This window comes from Rhodococcus sp. W8901 (assembly GCF_013348805.1).
Classification (GTDB): domain Bacteria; phylum Actinomycetota; class Actinomycetes; order Mycobacteriales; family Mycobacteriaceae; genus Prescottella.
On the sequence record NZ_CP054690.1, the window covers coordinates 3,161,326 to 3,185,966 of the forward strand.

Here is a 24,641-nt window from a genome sequence, read left to right on the forward strand (position 1 = left end):
CCGACCGGCTCACGTCAGTGCGCCGCGGCGTCCCAGCTTCGTCCGGTGCCGACCGACACCTCGAGCGGCACAGACAGTTCGATGGCCGAGGCCATCTTCTCCCGCACCAACTGCTCCACGCGCTCGCGCTCGCCCGTGGCGACCTCGAGGACGAGTTCGTCGTGCACCTGCAGCAGCATCCGCGACGCGAGCCCGGCGTCCTGCAGCGAACGCTGGACGTCGATCATCGCCACCTTGATGATGTCGGCGGCCGTGCCCTGGATCGGCGCGTTGAGTGCGGCCCGCTCGGCCACCTCACGGCGCTGACGGTTGTCGCTGTTGAGATCGGGCAGGTAACGCCGACGCCCGAACAGCGTCTCGGTGTAGCCGACCTTGCGGGCCTGCTCGACCACCTCGTGCAGGTAGTCGCGCACGCCACCGAACCGCGCGAAGTACGCGTCCATCTGCTGCTTGGCCTCGTCGGTGGAGATCTTGAGCTGCGCGGCGAGGCCGAAGGCGCTCAAACCGTACGCCAGCCCGTACGACATCGCCTTGACCCGTCGACGCAGTTCCGGCGTGACCTCCTCGATGGGCACACCGAACGCCCGGGAGCCGACGAAACTGTGCAGGTCCTCCCCCGTGTTGAATGCCTCGATCAGGCTCTCGTCGCGCGACAGGTGCGCCATGATGCGCATCTCGATCTGGCTGTAGTCGGCGGTGAGCAGTGTCTCGAAGCCGTCGCCGACGACGAAGCCGTCGCGGATCTGCCGTCCCGCGTCGGTCCGGACGGGGATGTTCTGCAGGTTGGGTTCCGTCGACGACAGTCGACCGGTCGCGGCCACGGTCTGGTTGAACGTGGTGTGGATCCGACCGTCGTCCGCGACCGTCTTGAGCAGTCCGTCGACGGTGACCTTGAGCCGCGTCGCGTCCCGGTGCGCGAGCAGGTGCTCGAGGAACGGGTGCTGGGTCTTCTCGAACAGCGACTGCAGCGCGTCGGCGTCGGTGGTGTAGCCGGTCTTGGTCTTCTTGGTCTTCGGCATCTCGAGCTCGTCGAAGAGCACCACCTGGAGCTGCTTGGGCGAGCCCAGGTTGATCTGCTTGCCGATCACCTCGTACGCCGCGTCGGCCGCCTCCGCGACCCGGGCCGCGAACGTGCTCTGCAGGTCGTGCAGGTGACCGGAGTCGACGGCGATGCCCGTCGCCTCCAGCTGCGCCAGCACCGCGAGCAGCGGCAGCTCCATGTCGGCCAGCAGTCCCGTGCCCTCGATGTCCGCGAGTTCGGTGTCCAACGCCGCGGCCAGGTCGACCACCGCGCGAGCACGGAGAATCTCGCCTTCGGCCTGTTCGGCATCCGCTGCCTCTTCGTCGTCGAGCAGCGAAAGCTGTTGCTGCCCCGACTCTTCCACGCGAAGCTCCCGCTTGAGGTAGCGCAGGGACAGGTCGTCGAGGTTGAAGCTGCGCTGCCCGGGACGAACCAGGTAGGCGGCGAGTGCGGTGTCACTGGTCAGTCCGGCAAGGGTCCAGCCGCGCCCCCACAGGGCGTGCATCGCCCGCTTCGCCTCGTGCAGCGCCTTGGGCTGCGCCGGGTCCGCCAGCCATGCCACGAGCGCCGCCTCGTCCTCGGGCGTCACCGTGGCGGCCGGGATGTAGGCGCCCTCACCGTCGGACGCCGCGATCGCGATCGCGGTGACGTCTCCGCCGTAGGGGGTTCCCGCGCCGACGACGGACAGCCCGTGCCGCTCGCCGGTCGACGCGTGGTCCGCGATCCAGCCGGCCACCTCACCGGGTGTCAGGGCGCGCCCGCGCACCTCGAAGCCCTCCTCGGCCTCCGGTTCCGCGGACGACAGGGTCGCGAAGAGTCGGTCGCGCAACACCTTGAACTCGAGGTCGTCGAACAGCGCATGGATGCGTTCGCGGTCCCACGGCGCCAGCGACAACTGGTCCGGCGTGTACGGCAGCGCCACGTCGCGCACCATCTCGGTGAGCTGGCGGTTGAGGACGACGCTGGGCAGGTTCGCCCGCAGCGACTCGCCCACCTTGCCCTTCACCTGGTCCACCTGGTTGACGAGGTTCTCGAACGATCCGTACTCGCGGATCCACTTGGCGGCGGTCTTCTCGCCTACCCCGGGGATACCGGGGAGGTTGTCACTCGGGTCGCCGCGCAGCGCCGCGTAGTCCGGGTACTGCTGCGGTGTGAGCCCGTACTTGTCCTCGACCGCCTCGGGGGTGAAGCGGGTGAGGTCCGAGACGCCCTTGCGCGGGTAGAGGACGGTGACGTCGTCGGTCACCAGCTGCAGCGCATCCCGGTCGCCGGTCACGACCAGCACCCGGTAGCCGAGCGCGGTGGCCTGCGTCGTGAGCGTCGCGATGATGTCGTCGGCCTCGTAGCCCTCGATCGCCATCACGGGAATGCCCATCGCGCCGAGGACGTCCTTGGTGACCTCGACCTGGCCCTTGAACTCGTCCGGGGTCTTGCTGCGGTTCGCCTTGTACTCGGGGAACGCCTCCGCGCGGAAGGTCTGCCGGGAGACGTCGAATGCGGCCGCAACGTGCGTCGGCTGCTCGTCGCGCAGCAGATTGATCAGCATCGACGTGAACCCGTAGACCGCGTTGGTGGTCTGGCCGCTCTGCGTCTTGAAGTTCTCGGCGGGTAGCGCGAAGAAGGCGCGGTAGGCGAGCGAGTGCCCGTCGAGCAACAGCAGCGTCGGCCGCTCCGAGCCGGACGCGTCAGGAGTAGCAGAGACGGTGGACGAGGACGTGGATGCGGGGCTCACGGTTGACCAGTCTAGGGAGCCGGACCGACAGCCACGCCCTTCCTCCCCGCGCGTCGCCCGATGCGCGGGGTCACAGCGGGCTCAATCGCCCGCGGCGTCGGCTCCCAGCGTGTCGACGACCACCTCGGCCACGGCCTTCATCGTCGTCCGACGATCCATGGCCGCGCGCTGGATCCATTTGAATGCCTCGGGCTCGGAGAGCCCCTGTGACTGCATCAGCATGCCCTTGGCGCGCTCGATGACCTTGCGGGTCTCGAGCCGGTCCGAGAGGTTGGCAACCTCGCGTTCGAGCAACGAGATCTCCGTGAATCGGCTCGCCGCCAACTCGACCGCCGGCACCAGGTCCGCCTTCGAGAACGGCTTGACGAGGTACGCCATCGCGCCCGCATCGCGCGCCCGCTCGACCAACTCCCGCTGACTGAATGCGGTCAGGATCACAACGGGGGCAATTCGTTTGGCGGCGATCTCCGATGCCGCATCGATCCCGTCGCGGCGCGGCATCTTCACGTCCATGATCACCAGATCCGGCCGCAACTCCTCTGCCAACTCGACTGCACGCTGACCGTCGCCGGCCTCACCGACGACGTCGTAGCCCTCTTCGCGAAGCATCTCGACCAGGTCGAGCCTGATCAACGCCTCGTCTTCCGCCACCACCACACGCCGCGGCTGTCGTTCGGTGGCCTGCGTGGCGGGAGCGTTCATAGTCACCAATCTCCTCCAGTCGGCGCCCACGGATCGGGGCGCGAACGATTCGAGGGTACCGGTGGTTTGACTGGGGCCCGTGATCTTCTAGAGTAGGAACCCGCAAGACGCCCTCGTATCCCAATTGGCAGAGGAAACGGATTCAAAACCCGTGCAGTGTGAGTTCGAGTCTCACCGAGGGCACCAAGATCGTGCGCTGCGAGTGCTGCGCACCAGCTTCACATCCCGGACCCGGTCATCGACCGGCCCGGGGCCAACCAGACCGGTATATCGTTCGGTCATCGTCGCGGAATGCCGAGGGGCACAAGGACCGACGTGATGTCCGTGCAGAGGGTGCTCGACGGCGACTCAGAACAGTGAACCGGGGCGAGAGAACTCGGCGTTCGTACGCAGGCCTTCGGCATGCTGCCCGGGCGAGGCACCGAACTGTCGGCGGTACTCACGATTGAACTGCGAGGGGCTGTCGTAGCCGACGACATGCCCGACTCCTGCGACGTCACCGGGGTGCGCGACAAGCATCGAGCGGGCCTGCTGCAGCCGAATCCGTTTCTGGAACTGCAAGGGGCTCATGGACGTGACTGCCCGGAAGTGTCGGTGAAACGTCGATGCACTCATATTCGACAGCCGCGCGAGGTCGTCGATCCGCATCGGCTCGGCGTAGTTGTCACGGATCCAGCGGATTGCGCGGCTGATGTGCGACACATCGCTGTCGGCCAGCCTGATCTGGCGGAGCGTGTCCCCGTACGGACCGGCGAGGAGCCGCCACAGGATCTCTCGCTCGATCAGCGGGGCGAGCACGGGCACGTCCGCGGGATGATCGAGTAGTCGCAGCATCCGGGCAACCGCGTCGAGCAGATCGGCATCCGTCTCGCCGGTTGTGATCGCCGGCTGGCCGCCCGCGCCGCGGGACCACCGTTCGGTGGGGGCCTGTAGTACCAGTGCGGCGACGGCTTCCGGGCGCAGCACCAACCCCATGGCCAACGACGGCGCGCCTTCGTCGATGTCGATGTAGTGGCCGGTGACGGGCAAGTCGGCGGTGACGACCAGGCATTCCCCCGCCCGGTATTCGTAGACGTGGCCGCCGAGCAGGAGTCGCTTTCCGCCCTGGGCCATGACCACCAGCAGCGGCTCGGTCAGCGAATATTCCGGCGTGGCCGAGTCGACGGTCACCGTCGACGGCAACAGCCCGTCGATCGGCGTCCGCATATACGGCCTCGCGTGGGCCGCGATGCGGCCACGGATCTCGTCCAGTAGGTCGGCTGTCGTACGCACAGTTCACGTAAGCATCCGCGCCGCGGTCCGGCAATCCGATCGGGGCGTTGTCGAGAGGATCGTGCAACGCCGCTCGTGAATCGGTCTACCCCCCTCCCAGCGCTTCGCGTTTCGATGGGAATGCACGTTCCGACACGGACAAGGAGCAGATCATGGGGCTCGATCAGTACGTCACTCTGGGCCGATCGGGGCTGCGGGTCAGCCCGTTCGCCCTCGGTGCGATGACCTTCGGCGAGGACGCCGGCGGCGCCGGCTGCAGCGTCGAGGAATCCGAGAAGATCCTCGCCACCTACCTGGACCTCGGCGGGAACTTCATCGACACCGCCAACTTCTACACCAACGGCCACTCGGAGAAGATTCTCGGGGACTTCTTCGCCCACCAGCGCGGTCGCCGTGAGCGCGTGGTGCTGGCATCGAAGTTCTTCGCGAACCTCTTCCCCGGCGACCCGAACGGCGGCGGCGCGGGGCGCGCGTCGATCATCGCCCAGCTCGACGAGACCCTTCGCCGTCTCCGCACCGACTATCTCGACCTGTACTGGTTGCACAATTGGGACCGCCACACACCGATCGAGGAAACCCTGCGCACCCTCGACGACCTGGTCCGCGCCGGCAAGACCCGCTACATCGGGTTCTCCAACAACCCGGCCTGGGTGACCGCTCGGGCCCAGACCACGGCACTGTTGCGGGGGTGGACCCCGTTGATCGCGCTGGAGGTCGAGTACTCGCTGCTGGCCCGCACGGTCGAGGGCGAAGTCGCACCCCTCGCCCTCGATCAGGGCATGGCACTGGTGCCGTGGAGCCCGCTCCGGAACGGGTTCCTGTCCGGCAAGTATCGACGCGGCACCGAGGTCACCGACTCCGCCCGCGCCGCGTTCGTCGGCGGGCCCAGCGACGCCGAGTTCGTGGTGATCGACGCCGTCGCCGCGATCGCCGACGACCTCGGCACCACCTCGGCGGCCGTGGCACTGGCCTGGTTGCGGGCCCGGTCCGGGACCGTCGTCCCGATCCTCGGCGCCCGGCGAGTGGAACACCTCACGAACAACGTCGCCGGCCTGGAGGTGCCCCTCGGCCCCGACCACCTCCGCATGCTCGACGAAGTGTCGGCCCCGACCCTGAACTACCCGGCGCCGATGAACGGTGACACGCGGGCAATGCTCCAGTTCGCGGGCACCACCGTGGACGGCGAATCGTCCACCGTGTACCCACCGCTGCTGCAGAGCGATGTCCGGTACTGACCGGGCTGACGGAGGGCCGACCGATACCGACCCTGTGCCCCGCACGACCGGGTCACGCCGACTCGGCCAGGGAGTCGAGAATGGCCCGGTAGTGCAGGTGCGCCATGAAATGGCCGCCGGTCCCGATGTTCAGGGTGGACTTGGGGATTCGGGTGGCCAGTTCCGTCGGCCATTCCTTGGGGATGAGCCGGTCCGCGTCGCCCCACCACACGTCGACCGGCACCTGGAGTTCCTCCGGCGAGAACCCCCACGGGCGCGCCCACGCCCGGTAGTCCTCGACCACGCCGGCAGGGATGCGCAGCCCTTCACCGGCCATTGCGGCGAACGCCTGCAGTTCGCCGTGGACGACCTCAGCGTCGGCGGGCGCGAGGGTCCGGGCGGAGATCCGCGCGAACTGTTTGGGCATGGACCATGCCAGCACCGACAGGGAGCGGAACCACGCGGCGGCCAGTGACGGACATCGTTGGGACATCCGGGTGCACCATCGATCCATCGGCGTCAAGCGCGCGAAGGTGCCGTCCTCGGTCAGCGGCAGTGCGCCCGCGACTATCGCCACCCGGTTGATTCGCGACGCCAATGCGTATCCGAGTGCCGCTGCGTACTGACCACCCATCGACCAGCCGAGCACCGCCATCCGTTCGATCCCGAGGTGGTCGGCCAACTCCTCCACGTCCGCGGCCCAGTCGAGGACTGTGCGTCCGGGGCTGGGATCCGAGAGGCCGATCCCGGGCCGATCCGGTGAGATGAGCCGGATCCCGGCGGCCTCGGCGACGGGCGCGGCCCCTCGTATGTCGAGGCGGCACGACAGTCCACCGTGGGCACTGACCACGACGAAGCCGTCTGCGGGTCCGTAGTCGGCGAATCCCATCGACCGACCATCTCGCAGACTGATCACCCGATCCTCAGGCCTGACAGTCACTCTGGGCACAGCGCACCTCCGACGAGTCGGAATCACGATAACGGTCGGTTGCCCAACAGTGACGGACTTCGACACTGCGAGTTCGCGGCCGTGTCGGCCCAGGCCAGGCGGCTGCCGAGCCGGCTTGCTCCGACACGCCCGGAGCTGGTGTCGCTTTTGGTCGTTTGTTCGGATTCGATCGGTCGATCCGCGCTTCCCGAGTCCCACTGGACGGACGCGGCCCCGGGATCCGACCGTCCCACGCACCGCCGATCCGGGCCGCCGTCCGGTGGATGGGACGGCACATCGGGAATCAGTTAACTCATGCCATACTGCAACCCGTTCCAACGCCGGTCGCCGACCAGACCGGCCGATCAGGCTCGACAAGCAGATGAGGTTTGCATGAGCGACACCGCCACACCGGCCGTAGAGGGCTGGTTCACCACCGGGCCGGAGCCGGCCCTGATCGGCACCAAGTGCCGGTCCTGCGGCACGATCTCGTTCCCGCGGGAGACCACGTTCTGCAAGAACCCGGCCTGCTCCGGCGAGGAGTTCGACGATGTCGAGCTGTCGCGCCGCGGCATGGTGTGGTCGTACACCGATGCGCAGTACAAGCCGCCGGCCCCGTACATCGCGAACACCGATCCGTACGTGCCGTTCGCGCTCGCAGCGGTCGAGCTGCCCGAGGGCCTCGTCGTGCTCGGCCAGGTGGCCGACGGCTACGGCGTCGCGGACCTCAAGGTGGGCAACCCCGTCGAACTGGTCATCGAGACCCTCTACACCGACGAGACGGGCGACCGTAGCATCTGGCGCTGGAAGCCGGTCGCTGCAGCAGAGAACGGGGTACAGGCATGAGCACCAACAATGATGTGGCCGTCCTCGGCGTCGGTATGCACGCGTGGGGCAAGTGGGGCCACTCGTTCGTCAAGTACGGTGTCGCCGCCGCCCGCGCGGCCCTCGCCGACTCGGGCGTGGACTGGCAGGACGTCGACCTCATCGTCGGCGGCGAGACGGTCCGCAACGGCTACGGCGGCTATGTCGCCGGCGCCACCTTCGCGCAGGCCCTCGGATGGAACGGCGCCCGCGTCGCGACGTCGTACGCCGCATGCGCCACCGGCGCTCAGGCACTCGACACCGCCCGCGCCCGGATCCTGGCCGGACTCTCCGACGTCGCACTGGTCGTTGGCGCCGACACGACGCCCAAGGGCTTCCTGGCTCCGGTCGCCGGCGAGCGCTGGGACGATCCGGACTGGCTCCGCTTCCGCCTGATGGGCATGACCAACCCGGCGTACTTCGCGCTCAATGCGCGTCGGCGCATCGACCTGTACGGCGCCACCCCCGAGGACTTCGCCGCCGTCAAGGTCAAGAACGCCAAGCACGGCCTGAACAACCCGAACGCGCGCTACCGCAAGGAAGTTTCGGCGGCCGACGTGCTGGCCTCGCCGGTGGTCGCGGACCCGTTGCACCTGCTCGACATCTGCGCCACGTCCGACGGCGGCGCCGCCATCATCCTGACGTCCATGGAGTACGCCCGCAAGAAGGGCATCGTGGATCCCGTTCGGATCAAGGCAATTTCGACCGTCACGCCGACGTTCCCGCAGACGATCATGGACATGCCGAACTTCTCCACCGAGTCGGCGTCCGCGGTGCCCGCACCCGAGCGCACGTTCAAGGAGTCGATCGGCGACGCGGCCTACGAGGAGGCCGGCATCTCCCCCGAGGACGTCGACGTCGCCGAGGTCTACGACCTCGCCACGTCGGTCGAGCTCGACTGGATCGAGGACCTGGGACTGTGCAAGCGCGGCGAGGCCGAGCACCTGTTGCGTGCCGGTGACACCACGATCGGTGGCCGCATCCCGGTCAACCCGTCCGGTGGTCTCGCCTGCTTCGGCGAAGCCGTTCCGGCACAGGCACTCGCGCAGGTCTGCGAGCTCACCTGGCAGCTCCGCGGCCAGGCCGAGGGCCGCCAGGTGGAGGGTGCTCGCGTGGGTATCACCGCCAATCAGGGCCTGTTCGGGCACGGCTCGTCGGTGATCGTCTCCGTCTGACGGACATTCAGCGACATCGAGCGCCCCTCTCCCACTGAACTGACCCCCGGGAGTTGGACTGAGAAATCAGTTCAGACTCCCGGGGGTCAGTGTTTTGGATAGACGAAGTTCGCTGACGCAAGAGCAGCGCATCGCAGCAGTAGTGTTGTTCGAGAAAGGTGCGGCTTCGAGGGCCGTAGCGACGTCGTTGGAGGTGCCCCGCGATCCGATTCGTAGGTTGCACCAGCGGTGGCGGGTCCGAGGCAGAGGAGTGCTGGTGTCGAAGAGGGCAACGCCTGCTGTGTATCCGTTCGAACTGAAACTGGACCTTGTGCAGCGGTTCCTCGCGGGCGAGACACTCGCGGAGCTGGCGGAGGAAGGCGGGTTGTCTTCGCCTGTCCTGCTGCGTAGGTGGGTTCGGGAGTATCGCGCTCACGGCGAAGATGCGTTGCGGCCGAAGCCGAAGGGGCGACCAGCCAAGAGCACGGTCACGGGCGAGGAGACGGAGCTGGACCGTCTTCGCCGTGAGGTCGAGTATCTCCGGGCGGAGAACGCGTACCTGGGAAAATTGCGGGCCTTGATGGAGGAGAAACGACGGACAAGGTGAATGCCGTCGTTGCCCTCAAGGCCGTCCATTCCCTCACCACGTTGCTGAAGATCGCCGGTCTTGCGCGGTCGACGTTCTTCTACCACCAAGCCAGGCTGTCCGAGCCGGACAAGCACGCGGAGCTCAAGACCGCGATCCGGCAGATCTTCGACCGGCACGGCGGCCGCTACGGGCATCGCCGCATCCACCAGCGGCTGCGCCGCGAGGACTGGGTTCTGTCGAAGAAGACCGTCCTGAAGCTGATGAACACACTCGGGCTGCGTTGCGCGATCCGTCGCAAACGCTATGTCTCGTTCAAGGGCGAGCCCGGCAAGATCGCCCCGAACTTGTTGAGGCGCGACTTCACGACCACGGGGACGAACCAGAAGTGGGTCACCGACGTGACGGAGTTTCGTGTCGGCGAGCAGAAGGTCTACCTCTCGACGGTGATGGATCTGTTCGATCGGCAGATCATCGGTCACGCGCACGGAACTTCCCCGAATCTCGCGTTGACGAACACGTCGCTGCGCCGGGCGTTGAAGACCAGGCACCGAGGGCAGAAGCCGATTGTCCACTCCGATCAAGGATTCCAGTATCAGCATGTTTCCTGGCGGCGACTGCTGAAGGGGCGTGCGATCCAGTCGATGTCGCGCAAGGGCAACTGCCTCGACAACGCGGTCATGGAGAGCTTCTTCGGGCATTTGAAGGACGAGCTCTACTGCAACACCACGTTCCTCACTGTCGACACTCTCACCGTCGCGATCGATGACTACATCGCATGGTTCAACACCGAACGAAGCCACTCAACGCTGAAGGGCCTGAGCCCGGTTGAATACCGGGCTCAGGCCCTTGCCGCATAGCCCCGTTACGATCTCACTTGGCCAGTCCAACTCCCGGGGGTCAGTTCACCGGGAGAGGGGCGCTTTCGCTATGTTCGACGGCATGACGGATGCGGCAGGCTCGCTCGACGATCATGTTCGCCCACATCTCGATTCGTCCGCGCTCGTGGTGATCGACATGCAGAACGACTTCATGGACGAGGGGCCGCTTCCGGTTCCCGGAACCGCAGCCTTGCTCCCCGTGCTCACCCGGATCGTCGACGCGTACCGCCGCGCCGGGCGCCCGATCGTGCATGTCGTCCGGATCTATGACGGCGATGACGTCGACCTCGTGCGCCGGACGGCCATCACCCGTGACGACGCGCCGCTCGTGCGGCCGGGCACGACAGGCTCGCAGGTGGTCGACGGTCTCCTGCCCGTCGGCGCGCCGCCACTCGATCCGAAACTCCTTGTCGAGGGCGGGTTCCAGCCGGTAGGCCCGTCCGAGACCGTGATGTGGAAGCCGCGCTGGAGCGCATTCCATCGGACCCGGCTGGACGAGCACCTGGCCGGACTCGGCGTCGACACCGTCGTCGTCGCCGGCTGCAATTTCCCGAACTGCCCGCGGGCCACGCTGTTCGACGCGAGCGCCCGCGACTACCGGACCGTTCTCGCCTCCGGCGCGACGTCACAGGTCACACTGGATCGCCTCGCCGATGCCCGGTCCATCGGAGTCGTCGTAATGCCCGCCGCAGCCATCGCCGCCGCTTTCCATGCGACGTGAACAGGTCTTTTTCGCCGAAACTGCACGGTTGCGCAATTCGTAACCGGCGCACCGTTTCTGGTCGCGTGAGCATTTCGCACCACCCTGGATGTGCCTGACATCACAGCCCAGCAGTGACCCTCATCACTGTTTGGACTCGAGTCCAACCCCGGAAACCGGGCTGTTTCGCCCGCCGACCTCCCGATACGACCGACCACACAGCGCCATCATGGACGGCCGTACCGAAAAACCGACGGGTGACGCCGAAACCGATCCGTCCTAGCGTCGTCAACGGCTCGACACGAACGAGCAACCGCCGTCCCGCTTCTCGTCATCTCTGCCCCCGCGGGACCGGATTCGAAGACCTTCCAGGGCAGAAGCGAGGGAATCGCTTCCGGCGCCCACCGACGGGCCCCCGGAACCCTCGCCATCCACCACGGAGAGGACATCAACTATGGCTGGCATCACCGTCAAACGCGCACTCGGCACCGTCGCCGCCACCACGGCACTTATCGCCGCACCACTCGCAATGAGCACCGGCACGGCCAACGCCGCCTCCGGCGACTGGGAAGCCGTCGCCCAGTGCGAGAGCGGCGGCGACTGGGGCGCGGACACCGGCAACGGCTACTACGGCGGCCTGCAGTTCAGCGCCGGGACCTGGAACGCCAACGGCGGCTCCGGCCTGCCCCACCACAATTCGCGTGAGGAGCAGATCCGGGTTGCCGAGAGCGTTCTGGCGAACCAGGGCAGTGGTGCGTGGCCGTCGTGCGGCCAATTCCTCTGAGCCTGAATACGCTCGCCGAGGAGGCGCTCTTCGTGCCGGATTTCCGGCACGAAGAGCGCCTCCTGCGTTCACCAGAGTCGATTCCGTTCGGCCATCGGATTCACGCTTCGCTGGGACCCGCCGGCGAGGCGATGACGAGTTCACGGAAAGAGCCGCTGCGGTCGAGTTCGAGCACCCTGTCGAGTTCGAGACGCTCGAGGAACGCGGTGTCGTGACTGACCACCAGAACGGCACCCCGATAGTCGCGCAGCGCATCGACCAGTTGGTCGACGCTGCGGATGTCGAGGTTGTTGGTCGGCTCGTCGAGGACCAGAATCTGCGCCGGCGGATCTGCCAGGAGAAGCTTCGCGAGCGACACACGGAAGCGCTCTCCACCCGAAAGGGTGGATACCGGGCGGTCCACGCTGTCACCTCGAAGAAGCAAGCGGGCCAGTTGATTACGGATAGCACCCGACGACATGGTCGGCGCCGCCGCACGGACGTTGTCGAGGGCGCCGGCCTCGTCGTCGAGCCCGTCGAGACGTTGTGGGAGGTACCCCACTCGGTCAGTGAACAAGGTCCCGCTCGGACGACCCGGTGCCGCTGGCCGTCCGTAGACCAGCCCCTCGATCAGGGTCGTCTTGCCGACACCGTTGGGTCCGGTGACCGCGAGCCGTTCCGGGCCCTGCACCTGGACAGTACGATTCGTTCCGCGAAGTTCGGCGATCCGCCGGCTGCGCGGAACGTCGGGATCCGGCAGTCCCAGATGAATATGTTCGTCGGCCCGAACGCGTGCGGCGGCCGCATCGACTGCCGCCTTGGCGGCCTGCACTTTCGCGTCGAGCCCGGTGCGCATGGCACCGGCCGATGCTTGTGCCTTGCTCGCGCGATTTCCCGCCAGGATCTTCGGGATGCCCCCGCTCTGCTGGGTTGTCCGAGCGGTCCGCTCCCGGCGCGCCAGCTTCGTCTCGGCCTCGACGCGTTGCCGCTTCTCGACTTTGAGTGCTTGTTCCGCCGATCGGGCTGCCTGAACCGCCGCTGCCTGCTCGCGGCCGAGATGCTCGCGCCACGCGCTGTAGGGCCCGCCGAAGACGCCTACCCGACCGGCGTGGAGTTCGGCGGTGTCGTCCATACGTTCCAACAGGTTCACGTCGTGGCTGACGACGACGAGCGCTCCCGGCCAGGTGTCGACCAGCTCTGCGAGTTTTACGCGAGTCGACATGTCGAGGTTGTTGGTGGGCTCATCGAGCAACGTGATCGGTGTGTGCCGAAGGCGCAGCCCGGTGATTGCGACGAGCATGGCCTCGCCACCGGATATCTGTCCGACTCGTCGGTCGAGATCAGCGGCGGAGAAGCCGATCTCACCGAGCGCCTCAGCGGCGCGGGTCTCGATGTCCCAGTCGTCGCCGATCGCCTCGAAGTGAACATCGTCGACCTCCCCGGCCTCGATCGCACGGAGCGCCGCCAGCTTGTCGGCGATTCCGAGGAGCGCGGCCAGTCGCGTCTGCCGGTCGAGCGTCAGGGTTTGCGGCAGATAGCCGACATCGCCCGACGTCGTGATCTGTCCCGACGTGGGTGTGAGCACTCCGGCGATCAGCTTCAGCAGTGTCGACTTCCCTGCTCCGTTGTCGCCGACCAGTCCGGTGCGACCGGAACCGATGGTGCCGAAGAGTCCTGCGAGCGCGACTGTTCCGTCAGGCCACTCGAACGTGAGGTCCCGAAAGGTGATCGCGGGTTTGACGGACGTTGACATGTTCTGTCTCCTTGTGTGCAAGGCAATCCGATCGGCGCGGCGGCCCGCCGGATCTGCGTCTACTCCACAGACCCGAGGCGGACGAACACGACCGAGCAGGTATCACCGCGCGGCTGACTGACTCTGGTGGTGAGCGCCGCGGAACCCGTCGGCTCGGTGCGCGTCTTGGGCACACCGAACGGGCGGAGCGGGCGATCGCGGATCCGAACCACAGGCCGAGGACCGACACCAGATGGTCCGGCACGAAGAATGGCCGACTCGTGCGCGTAGATGCGCAGCGCACACAAAGTTGGCCGCCGATGGTTCGGCGGCTAGAGTCTGTCGACCTCGATAAGCACGATCGGACCGTATCACCCGCCGGGAGTCGTCACCGCACTGCCCTCGGCCGTTCACCGCCGCAACAGCCAGGTCAGCGTCGACCGATCGGGTCAGTTCACCGTCACCGCCGACAAGCGCCAGGGACCGTCGCCGAGCAGTTCCAGCTGGCGGGTGTGGTGCTGGTCGACGGTGCTGCGGTGGCTGACGCTGACGAGCATGCAGTCCGGCACCCGCTCCCGGATCAGGTGGTACAGCGCGAACTCGAGGCCCTCGTCGACCGCCGACGTCGCCTCGTCGAGGAACGCGGCCTGCGGGCGGATCAACACGATTCGGGCGAAGGCGATGCGCTGTTGCTCGCCGGGTGACAGGATCTTCGCCCAGTCCGCCTCCTCGTCCAGACGGCCGACGAGGTTGCCGAGTTGGACGGACTGCAGGGCCTCGACGATCCGCGCGTCGCCCAGGTCGTCCGGAGTCGCCGGATAGGCGACGGCACTGCGCAGGTCCCCGAGCGGGAGATACGGCAACTGGGACAGGAACAGCGCTCCCTGTCCGATCGGGCGGCGCACCCGGCCGTCGACGAACGGCCACATCTCGGCGAGGGCACGCAGCAGCGTCGTCTTGCCGCTGCCCGACGGCCCCTTCACGAGCAACGCCTCGCCCGGTTCGAGGTGCACGTCCAGGTCGTCGATCAACGGTCGTCCGTCGGGTGTGCGGACCGACACCTGGTCCAGTTCCACCGAACCGTCGTGTCCCTCCGTGCGAATGGCCGGGAGTTGCCGGGACTTCTCGTCGGCGTCGAGCAGTCCGTTGAGCCGGATCAGGCTCGCCCGATAGCCGGCGAACACGTCGTACGACTGACGGAAGAACGACAGGGCGTCCGACACCTGGCCGAACGCCTGTGTGCTCTGGGTGATATCGCCGAGGGTGATGGTGCCGGCGAAGAACCGCGGCGCCTGGATGACGATCGGGAACACGACCGAGACCTGGCTGACGCCCAGGTTGAACCCGTTGAATTTCAGTGTCCGGAAAACGATCTGCCACGCGTTGACGATCACCCCGGCAAACCTGCCGAGCAGTCCGCGCTTCTCTACGCCCTCTCCGCGGTAGAAGGCGACGTTCTCGGCGCTGTCGCGCAGACGCACCAGGGCGTAACGGAAGTTCGCCGTCAACCGCTCCTTCAGGAAGCTCAGCGCGATCAACGGCCGGCCGATCCAGAAGGCGATCACGGTGGCGGTCAGGATGTATACGTAGACGAGCACGACCATGGCCCGGGGAATCTCGACCCCGAGGATCTCCATCGGACCGGACAGGTCCCACAGGATCCCGGTGAAGGACACCACCGTCACCACCGAACTGACCAGCCCCATCGACAGGGTCTGCGTGGTGTTCGCCACCTCGGTGATGTCGGCCTCGATCCGCTGGTCCGGATTGTCGATGGATTTGTCGATGAACCTGCCGCGGTAGTAGGCGCGGCCGCCCAGCCAGTCGGTGGTGACCCGATCGGTGAGCCAGGTGCGCCACAGGATCTCGAGTGCCTGCCCCACGTACTGGGCCAGCAGCGTCCGCACGACGTGCACGGTTGCGAGCACCGTGAACACCACGATCGATCGCCAGAACATCGATTTCGCGCCGTCGAGCATGGCCGCATCGCCGGCCTCGAGACCCTGCGCAATCAACTGCAGCGAGGTGTACATCTCGTTGCTCTGGTACGAGAGCAACACCATCACCCGGACTCCCAGGATCGTCAGGAACAGCAACGCCACGATCAGCGACCACGGTCGCCAGCTGTCCCGAGTCGAGAAGTAGCCTCCGGTGATTCGCCAGAATTGCCGACCCCACCTGGTGTGCCGCGCGAGCAAGGCGCCGATCACCACGAAGCAGACCAGGCCGATAGCGAACGCCTTCGAGGTCCACAGCAAACTGGCCACGACTTCGTTGTTCCAGTCGATCGATTCGTTTCGCATGAGGCTCCCCCATCAGGGATGGCGTGCCGTGAATCGAGAACCAGAATTCTATCCGCCCCCGCGATGACCGAGGAGGCTCATGACCGAACCGGCTCAGCGCCGGGCCGGAAAGTGCCGAATGACGCCTTCCTGCACGACAGTTGCAATCAACTGCCCGTCGCTCGCGAAGAACCGACCGGTCGCCAGACCTCGCGAACCGGCCGCAACCGGCGATTCGGTCGCATACAGCGCCCACTGGTCGAAGCGGAACGGGCGATGGAACCAGATCGAATGGTTGACCGTCGCGGCGACGATGCGGTCCAGACCCCACGACAGTCCGTGGGTGGTGAGAATCGAGTCCAGCACCGTGGTGTCCGACGAGTACGCCAGCGCCGCGGTGTGCGCCCACGACTCGTCAGGCAACTCCCCGTCGGCCCGCATCCACACCCGGTTGTGGTTGAGTCGCTCGCCGGTGCCCTTGAGCACCCACGTCGGGTCGTTGGCGTAGCGCATCTCCATCGGCTTGAGCGCATCGACGAACATCCGAAGCCGGTCCTCGTACCCGACGAGGTGTTCCCCGATCGACGGCAGGGACTCCGGACCGGCGACGTCGGGGATGTCGACGCTGTGCTCGAGGCCCTTGCCCCAGTCCTGGAACGCGGCGAACATCGAGAACAGCACGTTGCCGTCCTGGTACGCGGTGACCTGACGGTTCGCGAACGCCCTCCCGTCGCGATGTCGGTCGACGCGGTACTCGATCGGCGCCTTGACGTCACCACCGCGGATGAAGTGGGCGTTGATCGCGTGGATCGGACGGTCTCCCTCGACCGTCCGCCCAGCCGCGACCAACGCCTGCGACACCAACTGGCCACCGAACGTGCGGCTGCCGACCTGCGCGGGATGCCGACCGAGGTAGGTGTCCTCGCCGATCTGCTCGAGATCCAGCAACGCCAACAGCGTCTCCAGATCGGCCGATCTCGTCGGACGTACCCCTGCCCCCGCGTCGGTCACCCGCATTGCCCCCTTCTAGTGGTCTTCCTCCCCGATCCGGTGCACGTGGATCAGGTTGGTCGAGCCTACTGTGCCGGGCGGCGAGCCGGCGACGATGACCACGAGGTCACCCTTGTTGTAGCGACCGAGTGAGAGCAGCGCGTGGTCGACCTGCGTGAACATCTGATCGGTCGAGGCGACCGCCTCGACGATGAACGTCTCGGTGCCCCACGACAGCGCCAACTGGCGGCGCACCGCTTCGAGCGGTGTGAACGCCAGCAGCGGAAGCGGCGAGTGCAGGCGCGCCAACCGGCGGACCGTGTCACCGGACTGCGTGAACGCCACCAGCGCCTTCGCATCGAGACGCTCACCGATGTCACGGGCACCGTAGGAGATGACACCGCGCTTGGTGCGGGGCACATGCGTGAGCGGCGGGACGCGCGCCGGATCGGTCTCGACGGCCTCGAGGATCCGGGCCATCGTCTGCACCGTCTCCATCACGTACTTGCCGACCGACGTCTCGCCCGAGAGCATCACCGCGTCCGCGCCGTCGAGCACCGCATTCGCGACATCCGACGCCTCGGCGCGAGTGGGCCGCGAGTTCTCGATCATGGATTCGAGCATCTGTGTGGCGACGATCACCGGCTTCGCGTTCTCACGCGCGATCTGGATGGCGCGCTTCTGCACCAGCGGAACCTGCTCGAGCGGCAGTTCGACGCCCAGGTCGCCGCGGGCAACCATGACGGCATCGAACGCCAGCACGACGGCCTCGAGGTTCTCGATCGCCTCGGGCTTCTCGAGCTTCGCGATGACCGGGACGCGGCGGCCGACCCGATCCATCACGGCGTGTACCAGCTCGACATCGGCCGGCGAGCGCACGAACGACAGCGCGATGAAGTCGACGCCCAGCGACAGCGCGAACTCGAGATCCTCGATGTCCTTCTCGGACATTGCCGGCACCGACACGTTCATGCCGGGCAGCGACACGCCCTTGTTGTTGCTGACCGGGCCGCCCTCGGTGACACGGCAGACGACGTCGTCGACCTCGACGGCCTCGACCACCAGGCCGACCTTGCCGTCGTCGACGAGTAACCGGTCTCCGGGCTGCGCGTCCTGCGCGAGCTGCTTGTACGTCGTCGAGACACGGTCGTGCGTGCCCTCGCAGTCCTCGACCGTGATCCGGATCTGTTCCCCAGTCGCCCAGTACGTCTTGCCCTCGACGAACCGGCCGAGGCGGATCTTCGGTCCCTGCAGGTCGGCGAGGATGCCGACCGCGCGTCCCGTTGCTTCGGACGCCTCACGCACCCGTCGGTAGTTGTCCTCATGATCGGAATGTTCGCCGTGGCTGAAGTTCAGTCGCGCTACGTCCATCCCGCTCTCGACGAGTTCACGTACGCGGTCGCCGGTAGCAGTCGCAGGGCCAAGTGTGCAGACAATCTTCGTGCGTCGGGTCACGAGCAAAGCCTAGTCAATGCGAGGAACGAACTCTATTCGGCAGGAGAACGCCCCGTGACGTCCAGATGAGCGTCAGACGACGGTCAGCGGGAGCGCAGTCGGATGCACGGGAGCGGGCAGCTCCGAACTCCCGGTCAGATAGGCGTCGACGCCCCGTGCTGCGGACCGCCCCTCCGCGATGGCCCACACCACCAGCGAGGCCCCCCGGTGCGCGTCGCCGCACACGAACACACCGGGCGTCGCGGTCTGCCAATCGGATCCACACGAGAGCGAACCCCGCCGGTTGGTACCGAGGTCGAGATCGTCGAGCAACGGGCCGTATTCGGCACCCTCGAAGCCGATCGCGAAAAGCGCTAGGTCGCAAGGAAGTTCGATCACCTCACCGACCGGACGAATCACCCTCTGCCCCGATTCGTCGCGCCCCAGCCGTACCTCCGCCAGGATCATCGACCGCACGCGCCCGTCGGCGTCACCGAGGAATCGCTGAACCGCGACCTCGTACCGGCGCACACCGCCTTCCGCGTGCGCCGGGGACGTGCGCAGCACCATCGGCCATGCCGGCCACGGCGTGGAGGATTCGTCCCGTTCGGTCGGTAGGGCCGGGTGATAGTCGAGCTGGGTGACCGACAGCGCGCCCTGCCGGTGCGCGGTCCCGAGGCAGTCGGCTCCGGTGTCACCACCACCGATGATCACCACGTGCTTGCCACGCGCGCTGATCGGCGTCGGCCCGTCACCCTCGCACTCATGGTTGGAGGCGACGAGATACTCCATCGCCAGGTGCACGCCGTCCAGCTCCCGGCCCACGACGTCGCGGTTGTCGCGCGCCTGCAGTGCGCCCGTCGCGAGCACGACCGCCTCGTACCGTTCCCGCAGCGCGGACACCGGCAAGTCGATACCCACCTCGACCTCGGTGACGAAATGCGTTCCCTCCACTCTCATCTGGGTCAGCCTCTGGTCCACCATCGCCTTCTCGAGCTTGAACTCGGGTATCCCGTACCGCAGCAGCCCGCCGAGTCGGTCGTCGCGCTCGTACACGGTCACCTCGTGCCCGACACGAGTTAGTTGTTGCGCAGCAGCAAGTCCCGCGGGGCCCGAACCGACGACGGCGATATGTCGGCCGGTACCGATGGCCGACAGGACCGGCCCCACCGCACCCTTCTCCCAGGCGGCGTCGGCAATGGCCTGCTCGATCCGCTTGATCGTGACGCTGCCGGTGGTGTGGGTGTCGGCGAGCGAGAGGACGCACGCGGCCTCGCAGGGTGCCGGGCACACCCGTCCGGTGAACTCCGGGAAGTTGTTGGTCGCGTGCAACCGGTCTGCCGCCGCACCCCAGCGACCTCGGCGAACCAGGTCGTTCCACTCGGGAATCAAGTTCCCCAGGGGGCACCCGGCACTCCCGGAGTGACAGAACGGGATCCCGCAGTCCATGCACCGACTGGCCTGCTCGGACACCTCCCGGGCACGCTCCTCGGCCGACTGCGACTCGTACACCTCGCGCCAGTCGTGGACACGTTCTTCCACCGGACGCTTGCGCGCCTCCTGCTTGGTGACGTGTAGGAAACCCTGTGGATCAGCCACGTGCCGCCTCCATGATCGCGGTATCGACGTCCAGCCCCTCGGCCCGCGCCATCCGGGTCGCCTCGAGCACCCGCTGGTAGTCGACGGGCATCACCTTGGTGAACAGCGCCGACCGCCGTGGCCAGTCCGCCAGCACCGACGCCGCCACCGCGGAACCCGTCCACCGCAGATGCTGCTCCACCACCACCCGCAGCCATTGGAGATCGTCACCGTTCGGCGCCTGCAACGTCACCATCGCCGGGTTGATCTTCGACAGATCAGCGTCCAGGACGAAGGCGATCCCGCCCGACATGCCCGCGGCGAGGTTCCGGCCGATCGGCCCGAGCACCACGACCCGGCCCCCGGTCATGTACTCGCACGCGTGATCGCCGACACCCTCGGCGACCGCCACCGCACCCGAGTTCCGCACACAGAACCGCTCGCCCACCCGCCCCCGCAGGTACGCCTCACCCGCCGTCGCCCCGTAGAGGAGCGTGTTGCCCGCGATCACCTGGGTCTCCGGCAGGAACAGCACGTCGTCCGCGGGCCGAATCACGACGCGACCACCCGAGAGCCCCTTGCCGACATAGTCGTTGGCGTCGCCGACGAGGTCGATCGTGATTCCCGGCGGCAGGAACGCACCCAACGATTGACCGGCGGATCCCTCCAACTGGACCCGGATGGTGTCGTCGGGCAGACCGGCAGCACCGTAGCGTCGGGTGACCTCCGACCCCAGAAGCGTCCCGACCGTCCGGTTGACGTTGCGAACCGGCAGCTCCAACCGCACCGGTAGCGCATCCTCGAGGGCACCCTCGGCCAACTGGATGAGCGTGCGGTCCAGCGCGAGGTCGAGTCCGTGGTCCTGCGCACGCATGCACCGCCGTTGGGGAATGCCGACACCGGGCAGCGACTCGGTCGTGGCGAAGATCGGGCTCAGGTCCAGTCCCCGGCTCTTCCAGTGCGCCACCCCGACCGCGGTCTCGAGGATCTCCGGATGCCCCACCGCCTCGTCGACACTGCGGAAGCCCAACTCGGCGAGGTACCGGCGCACGCCCTCGGCCACGAATCGGAAGAAGTCCTCGACGAATTCGGGTTTGCCGGTGAACCGCTTGCGCAACTCGGGATTCTGCGTCGCCACCCCCACCGGGCAGGTGTCGAGGTGGCACACCCGCATCATGATGCAGCCCGCCGCGATCAGCGGCGCCGTGGAGAATCCGTACTCCTCCGCGCCGAGCAGCATCGCCACCACGACGTCCCGCGCGGTGCGCAGGCCGCCGTCGCACTGCATCGTGATCCGGTCACGTAATCCGTTGAGCACCAGCGTCTGCTGCGCATCGGCGAGCCCGATCTCCCACGGCAGCCCGGCGTGTTCGAGCGACGTCAGCGGGGACGCACCGGTACCGCCGTCGTGACCGGAGATCAGTACGACGTCGGCGTGCGCCTTGCTGACACCGGCGGCAACCGTGCCGACCCCGACGGAGCTGACCAGCTTGACATGCACACGAGCCTGCTCGTTCGCGTTCTTCAGATCGTGGATCAGCTGGGCCAGGTCCTCGATCGAGTAGATGTCGTGGTGTGGCGGCGGCGAGATCAGCCCCACGCCGGGCGTCGAGTGCCGGGTCCGCGCGATCCACGGATACACCTTGTACGCGGGCAACTGCCCGCCCTCTCCCGGCTTGGCGCCCTGCGCCATCTTGATCTGGACGTCGGTCGCGTTGACGAGGTAGTCGCTGGTCACGCCGAATCGCCCGCTCGCGACCTGTTTGACGGCGCTCCGCCGCCGCGGGTCGTGCAGCCTGTCGACGTCCTCGCCGCCCTCCCCGGAATTCGACCGCCCGCCGATCCGGTTCATCGCGACGGCGATGGTCTCGTGCGCCTCCGCCGAGATCGAGCCATAGCTCATGGCGCCGGTGTTGAAGCGGGTGAAGATGGCCTCGGCCGGTTCGACCTCGTCGAGCGGGACGGGCGGTCGCAGTCCACGACGGAACTCGAACAGTCCGCGCAGGGTGCCGCCCTCCGCCGAGAGGCGGTCCACCTCCGCGCTGTACCGCTCGAACACGTCGGCCCGGCCCGTTCGGGTCGCGTGCTGCAGCAGGAACACCGTCTCCGGTGTGAACAGGTGCAGTTCGCCGTCGCGGCGGTACTGGTAGATGCCGCCCACGTCGAGCCGGCGGTGAACCTGCGCCGAGGGGCTCTCCGGGTACGCCTGCCGGTGCCGCAGCTCCACCTCCCGCGCGAGCACGTCCAGACCGACCCCACCGAGGCGGCTGACCGTGGCGGTGAAGTACTCGTCGACCACGTCGTGGGACAGACCGATCGCCTCGAAAACCTGTGCGGCGGTGTACGACCCGACGGTAGAGATCCCCATCTTCGACATCACCTTCAGGACGCCCTTGCCGAGTGCCGTGAGGTAGTTGCGCACTGCGACGGAGGATTCCACGCCGGTCAGTTCCCCCTCTGCCACGAGGTCCTCGATCGTCTCCATCGCGAGATAGGGGTTGACCGCCGCCGCGCCGAACCCGATCAGCAACGCGATGTGGTGTACCTCCCGGGCGTCGCCGGTCTCGACCACGAGCGCGACCTTGGTGCGTTCCTTGGTTCGCACCAGGTGGTGGTGGACCGCGGACACGGCAAGCAGCGACGGGATCGGTGCCCGGAGGTGATCGGAGTCGCGATCGGAGATCACCAGTGTCCGATAACCGTTCGCGATGGCGGCACTGGCCGCCGCCCGCAGGTCCTCGATCGCCTCGGCCATGCCCGCTCCGCCGCTGTCGGCGCTGTACAGCGCCCGCAGGACGGTCGCCGCGAACCCCGGGCAGTCGCCGTCGGCGTTGATGTCGATGATCTTGCCGAGTTCGTCGTTGTCGAGGACGGGCCACGACAGAACGAGCTGGCGACACGACGCCGCCGTCGGCTCGAGGAGGTTCTGCTCCGGGCCCATCACTCGCCGCAGCGACGTGACGATCTCCTCGCGGATAGCGTCCAGCGGCGGGTTGGTGACCTGCGCGAACATCTCGACGAAGTAGTCGTACAGCAGCCGCGGACGCTGCGAGAGCACCGCTACCGGAGTGTCGGTGCCCATCGATCCGAGAGGTTCTCCGCCCGACGTCGCCATCGGCGCGAGCAGAACACGTTCCTCTTCCTCTGTGTACCCGAACGCCTGCTGTCGCCGCACGACCGACTCGTGGTCGTGCGGGATACGCCCCCGGCTCGGGAGCGAGCGCAACTCGAGCAGGCCGGCGTGGAGCCACTCCCGGTAGGGCCGCTGGCCCGCGAGCTGTGACTTGATCTCGTCGTCGGGCACGATGCGGCCGCCGGCGGTGTCGACCAGGAACATCACCCCCGGCTCGAGTCGTCCCTTCGCGATCACATCCGACTGGGGTATCGGCAGCACCCCGCTCTCGCTGGCGAGCACGACGCGCCCGTCGGTGGTGTGCCACCACCGTCCCGGGCGGAGGCCGTTGCGGTCGAGCAGGGCGCCGACGACGGTGCCGTCGGTGAACGTAATGCAGGCGGGCCCGTCCCACGGCTCCATCAAGGACGCGTGGAACTGGTAGAAGGCGCGACGGTCGTCACTCATCGCGGTGTGGTTCTCCCACGCCTCCGGGATCATCATCGACACCGCATGCGGCAGCGACCGGCCACCCAGGTGCAGCAGCTCCAAGACCTCGTCGAACGACGCCGAATCGGACGCCTCGGGCGTGCAGATCGGGTACAGGCGTTCGAGATCACCCGGGATGCGATTGCTGCGCAGCATCGCCTCCCGCGCACGCATCCGGTTCCGGTTCCCGCGCACGGTGTTGATCTCCCCATTGTGCGCGACATACCGGAACGGGTGCGCCAGAGGCCAGGACGGAAACGTGTTGGTCGAGAACCGACTGTGCACGATGGCGATCGCGCTCGAAATGCGACGGTCCCGCAGATCGGAAAAGTACAACCCGAGCTGCTCCGTGGTCAGCATGCCCTTGAACGTCATCGTCCGACTCGACAGCGATGGGAAGTACACACCGGTCCCGGCCTGTTCGACCTCCGGCGTCACCAGCTCGGCACGCTTACGCAGCCCGTACACCCGCCGATCCAGCTCGAGCCCAGCGGGTCGGACGCCGTTCACCGGCGGCGCGGACACGAAGAGATACGTCATGTACGGCATGCAGGACCGGGCCGTCGCGCCGATGTCGGCCCCGATCGGGTCCACCCGGACGTCGTGCCAACCGAGGATCTCGACATCCTCGCGCTCGGCGATCGCCTCCACCCGACGTCGCGCTGCCGCGCGCAGGTCGGCCTCTATGGGGAGGAAGCAGATTCCGGCGGCGAACGTCGAGGATCCGTCCGGCGCCGGCGCAGGCAGCTCGAAATCGGACAGCTCACGCAGAAAGTCGCCGGGCAGCTGGATGAGAATCCCCGCTCCGTCGCCGCTGTTGACCTCTGTGCCCGCAGCACCACGATGCTCGAGGTTCTCGAGGGCGAGCAGCGCGTCGGCGATGATCGCGTGCGAACGGCGGCCCTCGACATCGGCGACCATCGCGACGCCGCACGAATCCGATTCGCGATCGGAAACGTAGAGGCCACCGGAATCTGGTTGCCGAGAAAACAGCACCGAACACCTCCACACCGGCCACGTACGTCCCGACCGCGACCACCTGTTCGCGCATCACGCACTTCTCGGGCGACTCCCTCATGGGGGTCGCCGACTACGGGTGCTGACTGCGTTGATCGGGGTCCACCGGCATTGCTGTCGACCCGTGAAGGTTGCCGAGTTCCACACCCGGCCGGGTCAGTTTACCGCGCCATCGCCACCCGAAGCGATG

The 24,641-nt window shown here is 67.3% G+C and carries 17 protein-coding genes and 1 tRNA gene; 8 read left to right on the forward strand and 10 right to left on the reverse strand.

All coding sequences use genetic code 11. From position 1 onward, the window contains the following. Positions 1-14: 14 nt before the first annotated feature. Together polA and HUN07_RS14885 are read right to left on the reverse strand one after the other, a co-directional pair. Entirely contained in the window at positions 15-2,753 is a 2,739-nt protein-coding gene (polA, locus tag HUN07_RS14880; RefSeq protein ID WP_174910580.1) for a DNA polymerase I, read from the reverse strand. Between the two features lie 81 nt (positions 2,754-2,834). Beyond that, a complete protein-coding gene (locus tag HUN07_RS14885) occupies positions 2,835-3,455 on the reverse strand; it encodes an ANTAR domain-containing response regulator (RefSeq protein ID WP_114722828.1) in 621 nt (206 codons plus the stop codon). Positions 3,456-3,564: 109 nt separating this feature from the next. Between HUN07_RS14885 and HUN07_RS14890 the strand changes: the two genes are divergently transcribed. After that, a tRNA-Leu gene (locus HUN07_RS14890) sits at positions 3,565-3,641 on the forward strand. Between the two features lie 162 nt (positions 3,642-3,803). Here the strand turns inward: HUN07_RS14890 and HUN07_RS14895 are convergent. Further along, positions 3,804-4,727 (reverse strand): AraC family transcriptional regulator, encoded by a 924-nt coding sequence (locus HUN07_RS14895; protein ID WP_174910583.1) that lies wholly within the window; start codon positions 4,725-4,727, stop codon positions 3,804-3,806. A gap of 152 nt (positions 4,728-4,879) precedes the next feature. Between HUN07_RS14895 and HUN07_RS14900 the strand changes: the two genes are divergently transcribed. Then, positions 4,880-5,962 carry an aldo/keto reductase gene (locus tag HUN07_RS14900; protein WP_174910586.1) on the forward strand — a complete coding sequence of 361 codons (1,083 nt, stop codon included), beginning with the start codon at positions 4,880-4,882 and terminating at the stop codon, positions 5,960-5,962. A 52-nt stretch (positions 5,963-6,014) separates the two neighbouring features. Here the strand turns inward: HUN07_RS14900 and HUN07_RS14905 are convergent, their stop codons facing one another. Continuing rightward, positions 6,015-6,830: an alpha/beta fold hydrolase gene (locus HUN07_RS14905; protein ID WP_254622518.1), complete on the reverse strand. Its 816-nt coding sequence runs from the start codon at positions 6,828-6,830 to the stop codon at positions 6,015-6,017. A gap of 432 nt (positions 6,831-7,262) precedes the next feature. On the opposite strand from HUN07_RS14905, the gene HUN07_RS14910 reads away from it, so the two are divergent. The 6 genes from HUN07_RS14910 (at position 7,263) to HUN07_RS14930 (ending at position 11,838) form a co-directional block, all read left to right on the forward strand. After that, positions 7,263-7,715: a Zn-ribbon domain-containing OB-fold protein gene (locus tag HUN07_RS14910; RefSeq protein ID WP_174910589.1), complete on the forward strand. Its 453-nt coding sequence runs from the start codon at positions 7,263-7,265 to the stop codon at positions 7,713-7,715. Further along, on the forward strand, positions 7,712-8,908 hold the full coding sequence (locus HUN07_RS14915) for a lipid-transfer protein (RefSeq protein ID WP_114722823.1): 1,197 nt from the start codon (positions 7,712-7,714) through the stop codon (positions 8,906-8,908). Before HUN07_RS14910 ends, HUN07_RS14915 begins: the two co-directional genes overlap by 4 nt. Before the next feature lie 256 nt (positions 8,909-9,164). Continuing rightward, positions 9,165-9,494, forward strand: a complete 330-nt coding sequence (locus HUN07_RS27000) for a helix-turn-helix domain-containing protein (RefSeq protein ID WP_254622519.1) — start codon at positions 9,165-9,167, stop codon at positions 9,492-9,494. Then, a complete protein-coding gene (locus tag HUN07_RS27005; protein ID WP_254622520.1) occupies positions 9,491-10,333 on the forward strand; it encodes an IS3 family transposase in 843 nt (280 codons plus the stop codon). Before HUN07_RS27000 ends, HUN07_RS27005 begins: the two co-directional genes overlap by 4 nt. 82 nt (positions 10,334-10,415) lie before the next feature. Next, on the forward strand, positions 10,416-11,075 hold the full coding sequence (locus HUN07_RS14925) for a cysteine hydrolase family protein (RefSeq protein WP_174910592.1): 660 nt from the start codon (positions 10,416-10,418) through the stop codon (positions 11,073-11,075). 433 nt (positions 11,076-11,508) lie between these two features. Further along, a complete protein-coding gene (locus HUN07_RS14930) occupies positions 11,509-11,838 on the forward strand; it encodes a transglycosylase family protein (RefSeq protein WP_174910595.1) in 330 nt (109 codons plus the stop codon). Positions 11,839-11,938: 100 nt separating this feature from the next. On the opposite strand, the gene HUN07_RS14935 is transcribed toward HUN07_RS14930, so the two are convergent. The 6 genes from HUN07_RS14935 to gltB form a co-directional block, all read right to left on the reverse strand. Then, positions 11,939-13,570, reverse strand: a complete 1,632-nt coding sequence (locus tag HUN07_RS14935; protein WP_174910598.1) for an ABC-F family ATP-binding cassette domain-containing protein — start codon at positions 13,568-13,570, stop codon at positions 11,939-11,941. 428 nt (positions 13,571-13,998) lie between these two features. Next, complete coding sequence (locus HUN07_RS14940; protein ID WP_174910600.1) at positions 13,999-15,852, reverse strand: ABC transporter ATP-binding protein/permease; 1,854 nt, start codon at positions 15,850-15,852, stop codon at positions 13,999-14,001. A 93-nt stretch (positions 15,853-15,945) separates the two neighbouring features. Beyond that, positions 15,946-16,848, reverse strand: coding sequence for an acyl-CoA thioesterase II (locus HUN07_RS14945; protein ID WP_174910602.1), 903 nt, complete (start codon positions 16,846-16,848; stop codon positions 15,946-15,948). Positions 16,849-16,857: 9 nt separating this feature from the next. After that, positions 16,858-18,276, reverse strand: coding sequence for a pyruvate kinase (gene pyk / locus HUN07_RS14950; RefSeq protein ID WP_174910605.1), 1,419 nt, complete (start codon positions 18,274-18,276; stop codon positions 16,858-16,860). A gap of 72 nt (positions 18,277-18,348) precedes the next feature. Beyond that, positions 18,349-19,854, reverse strand: a complete 1,506-nt coding sequence (locus HUN07_RS14955; protein ID WP_174910608.1) for a glutamate synthase subunit beta — start codon at positions 19,852-19,854, stop codon at positions 18,349-18,351. Then, positions 19,847-24,430: a glutamate synthase large subunit gene (gene gltB / locus HUN07_RS14960; protein ID WP_174910611.1), complete on the reverse strand. Its 4,584-nt coding sequence runs from the start codon at positions 24,428-24,430 to the stop codon at positions 19,847-19,849. The genes HUN07_RS14955 and gltB overlap by 8 nt, the downstream gene beginning before the upstream one ends. Between the last annotated feature and the right edge of the window lie 211 nt (positions 24,431-24,641).

Bases quoted from the DNA above. Each gene is read 5' to 3' on its own strand.
- HUN07_RS14900 (WP_174910586.1), top strand. From the start codon at position 4,880: ATGGGGCTCGATCAGTACGTCACTCTGGGCCGATCGGGGCTGCGGGTC.
- HUN07_RS14940 (WP_174910600.1), bottom strand. From the start codon at position 15,852: ATGCGAAACGAATCGATCGACTGGAACAACGAAGTCGTGGCCAGTTTG.
- HUN07_RS14935 (WP_174910598.1), bottom strand. From the start codon at position 13,570: ATGTCAACGTCCGTCAAACCCGCGATCACCTTTCGGGACCTCACGTTC.
- HUN07_RS14885 (WP_114722828.1), bottom strand. From the start codon at position 3,455: ATGAACGCTCCCGCCACGCAGGCCACCGAACGACAGCCGCGGCGTGTG.
- HUN07_RS14930 (WP_174910595.1), top strand. From the start codon at position 11,509: ATGGCTGGCATCACCGTCAAACGCGCACTCGGCACCGTCGCCGCCACC.
- HUN07_RS14915 (WP_114722823.1), top strand. From the start codon at position 7,712: ATGAGCACCAACAATGATGTGGCCGTCCTCGGCGTCGGTATGCACGCG.
- HUN07_RS14905 (WP_254622518.1), bottom strand. From the start codon at position 6,830: ATGGGATTCGCCGACTACGGACCCGCAGACGGCTTCGTCGTGGTCAGT.
- HUN07_RS14925 (WP_174910592.1), top strand. From the start codon at position 10,416: ATGACGGATGCGGCAGGCTCGCTCGACGATCATGTTCGCCCACATCTC.
- HUN07_RS14910 (WP_174910589.1), top strand. From the start codon at position 7,263: ATGAGCGACACCGCCACACCGGCCGTAGAGGGCTGGTTCACCACCGGG.
- HUN07_RS14945 (WP_174910602.1), bottom strand. From the start codon at position 16,848: ATGCGGGTGACCGACGCGGGGGCAGGGGTACGTCCGACGAGATCGGCC.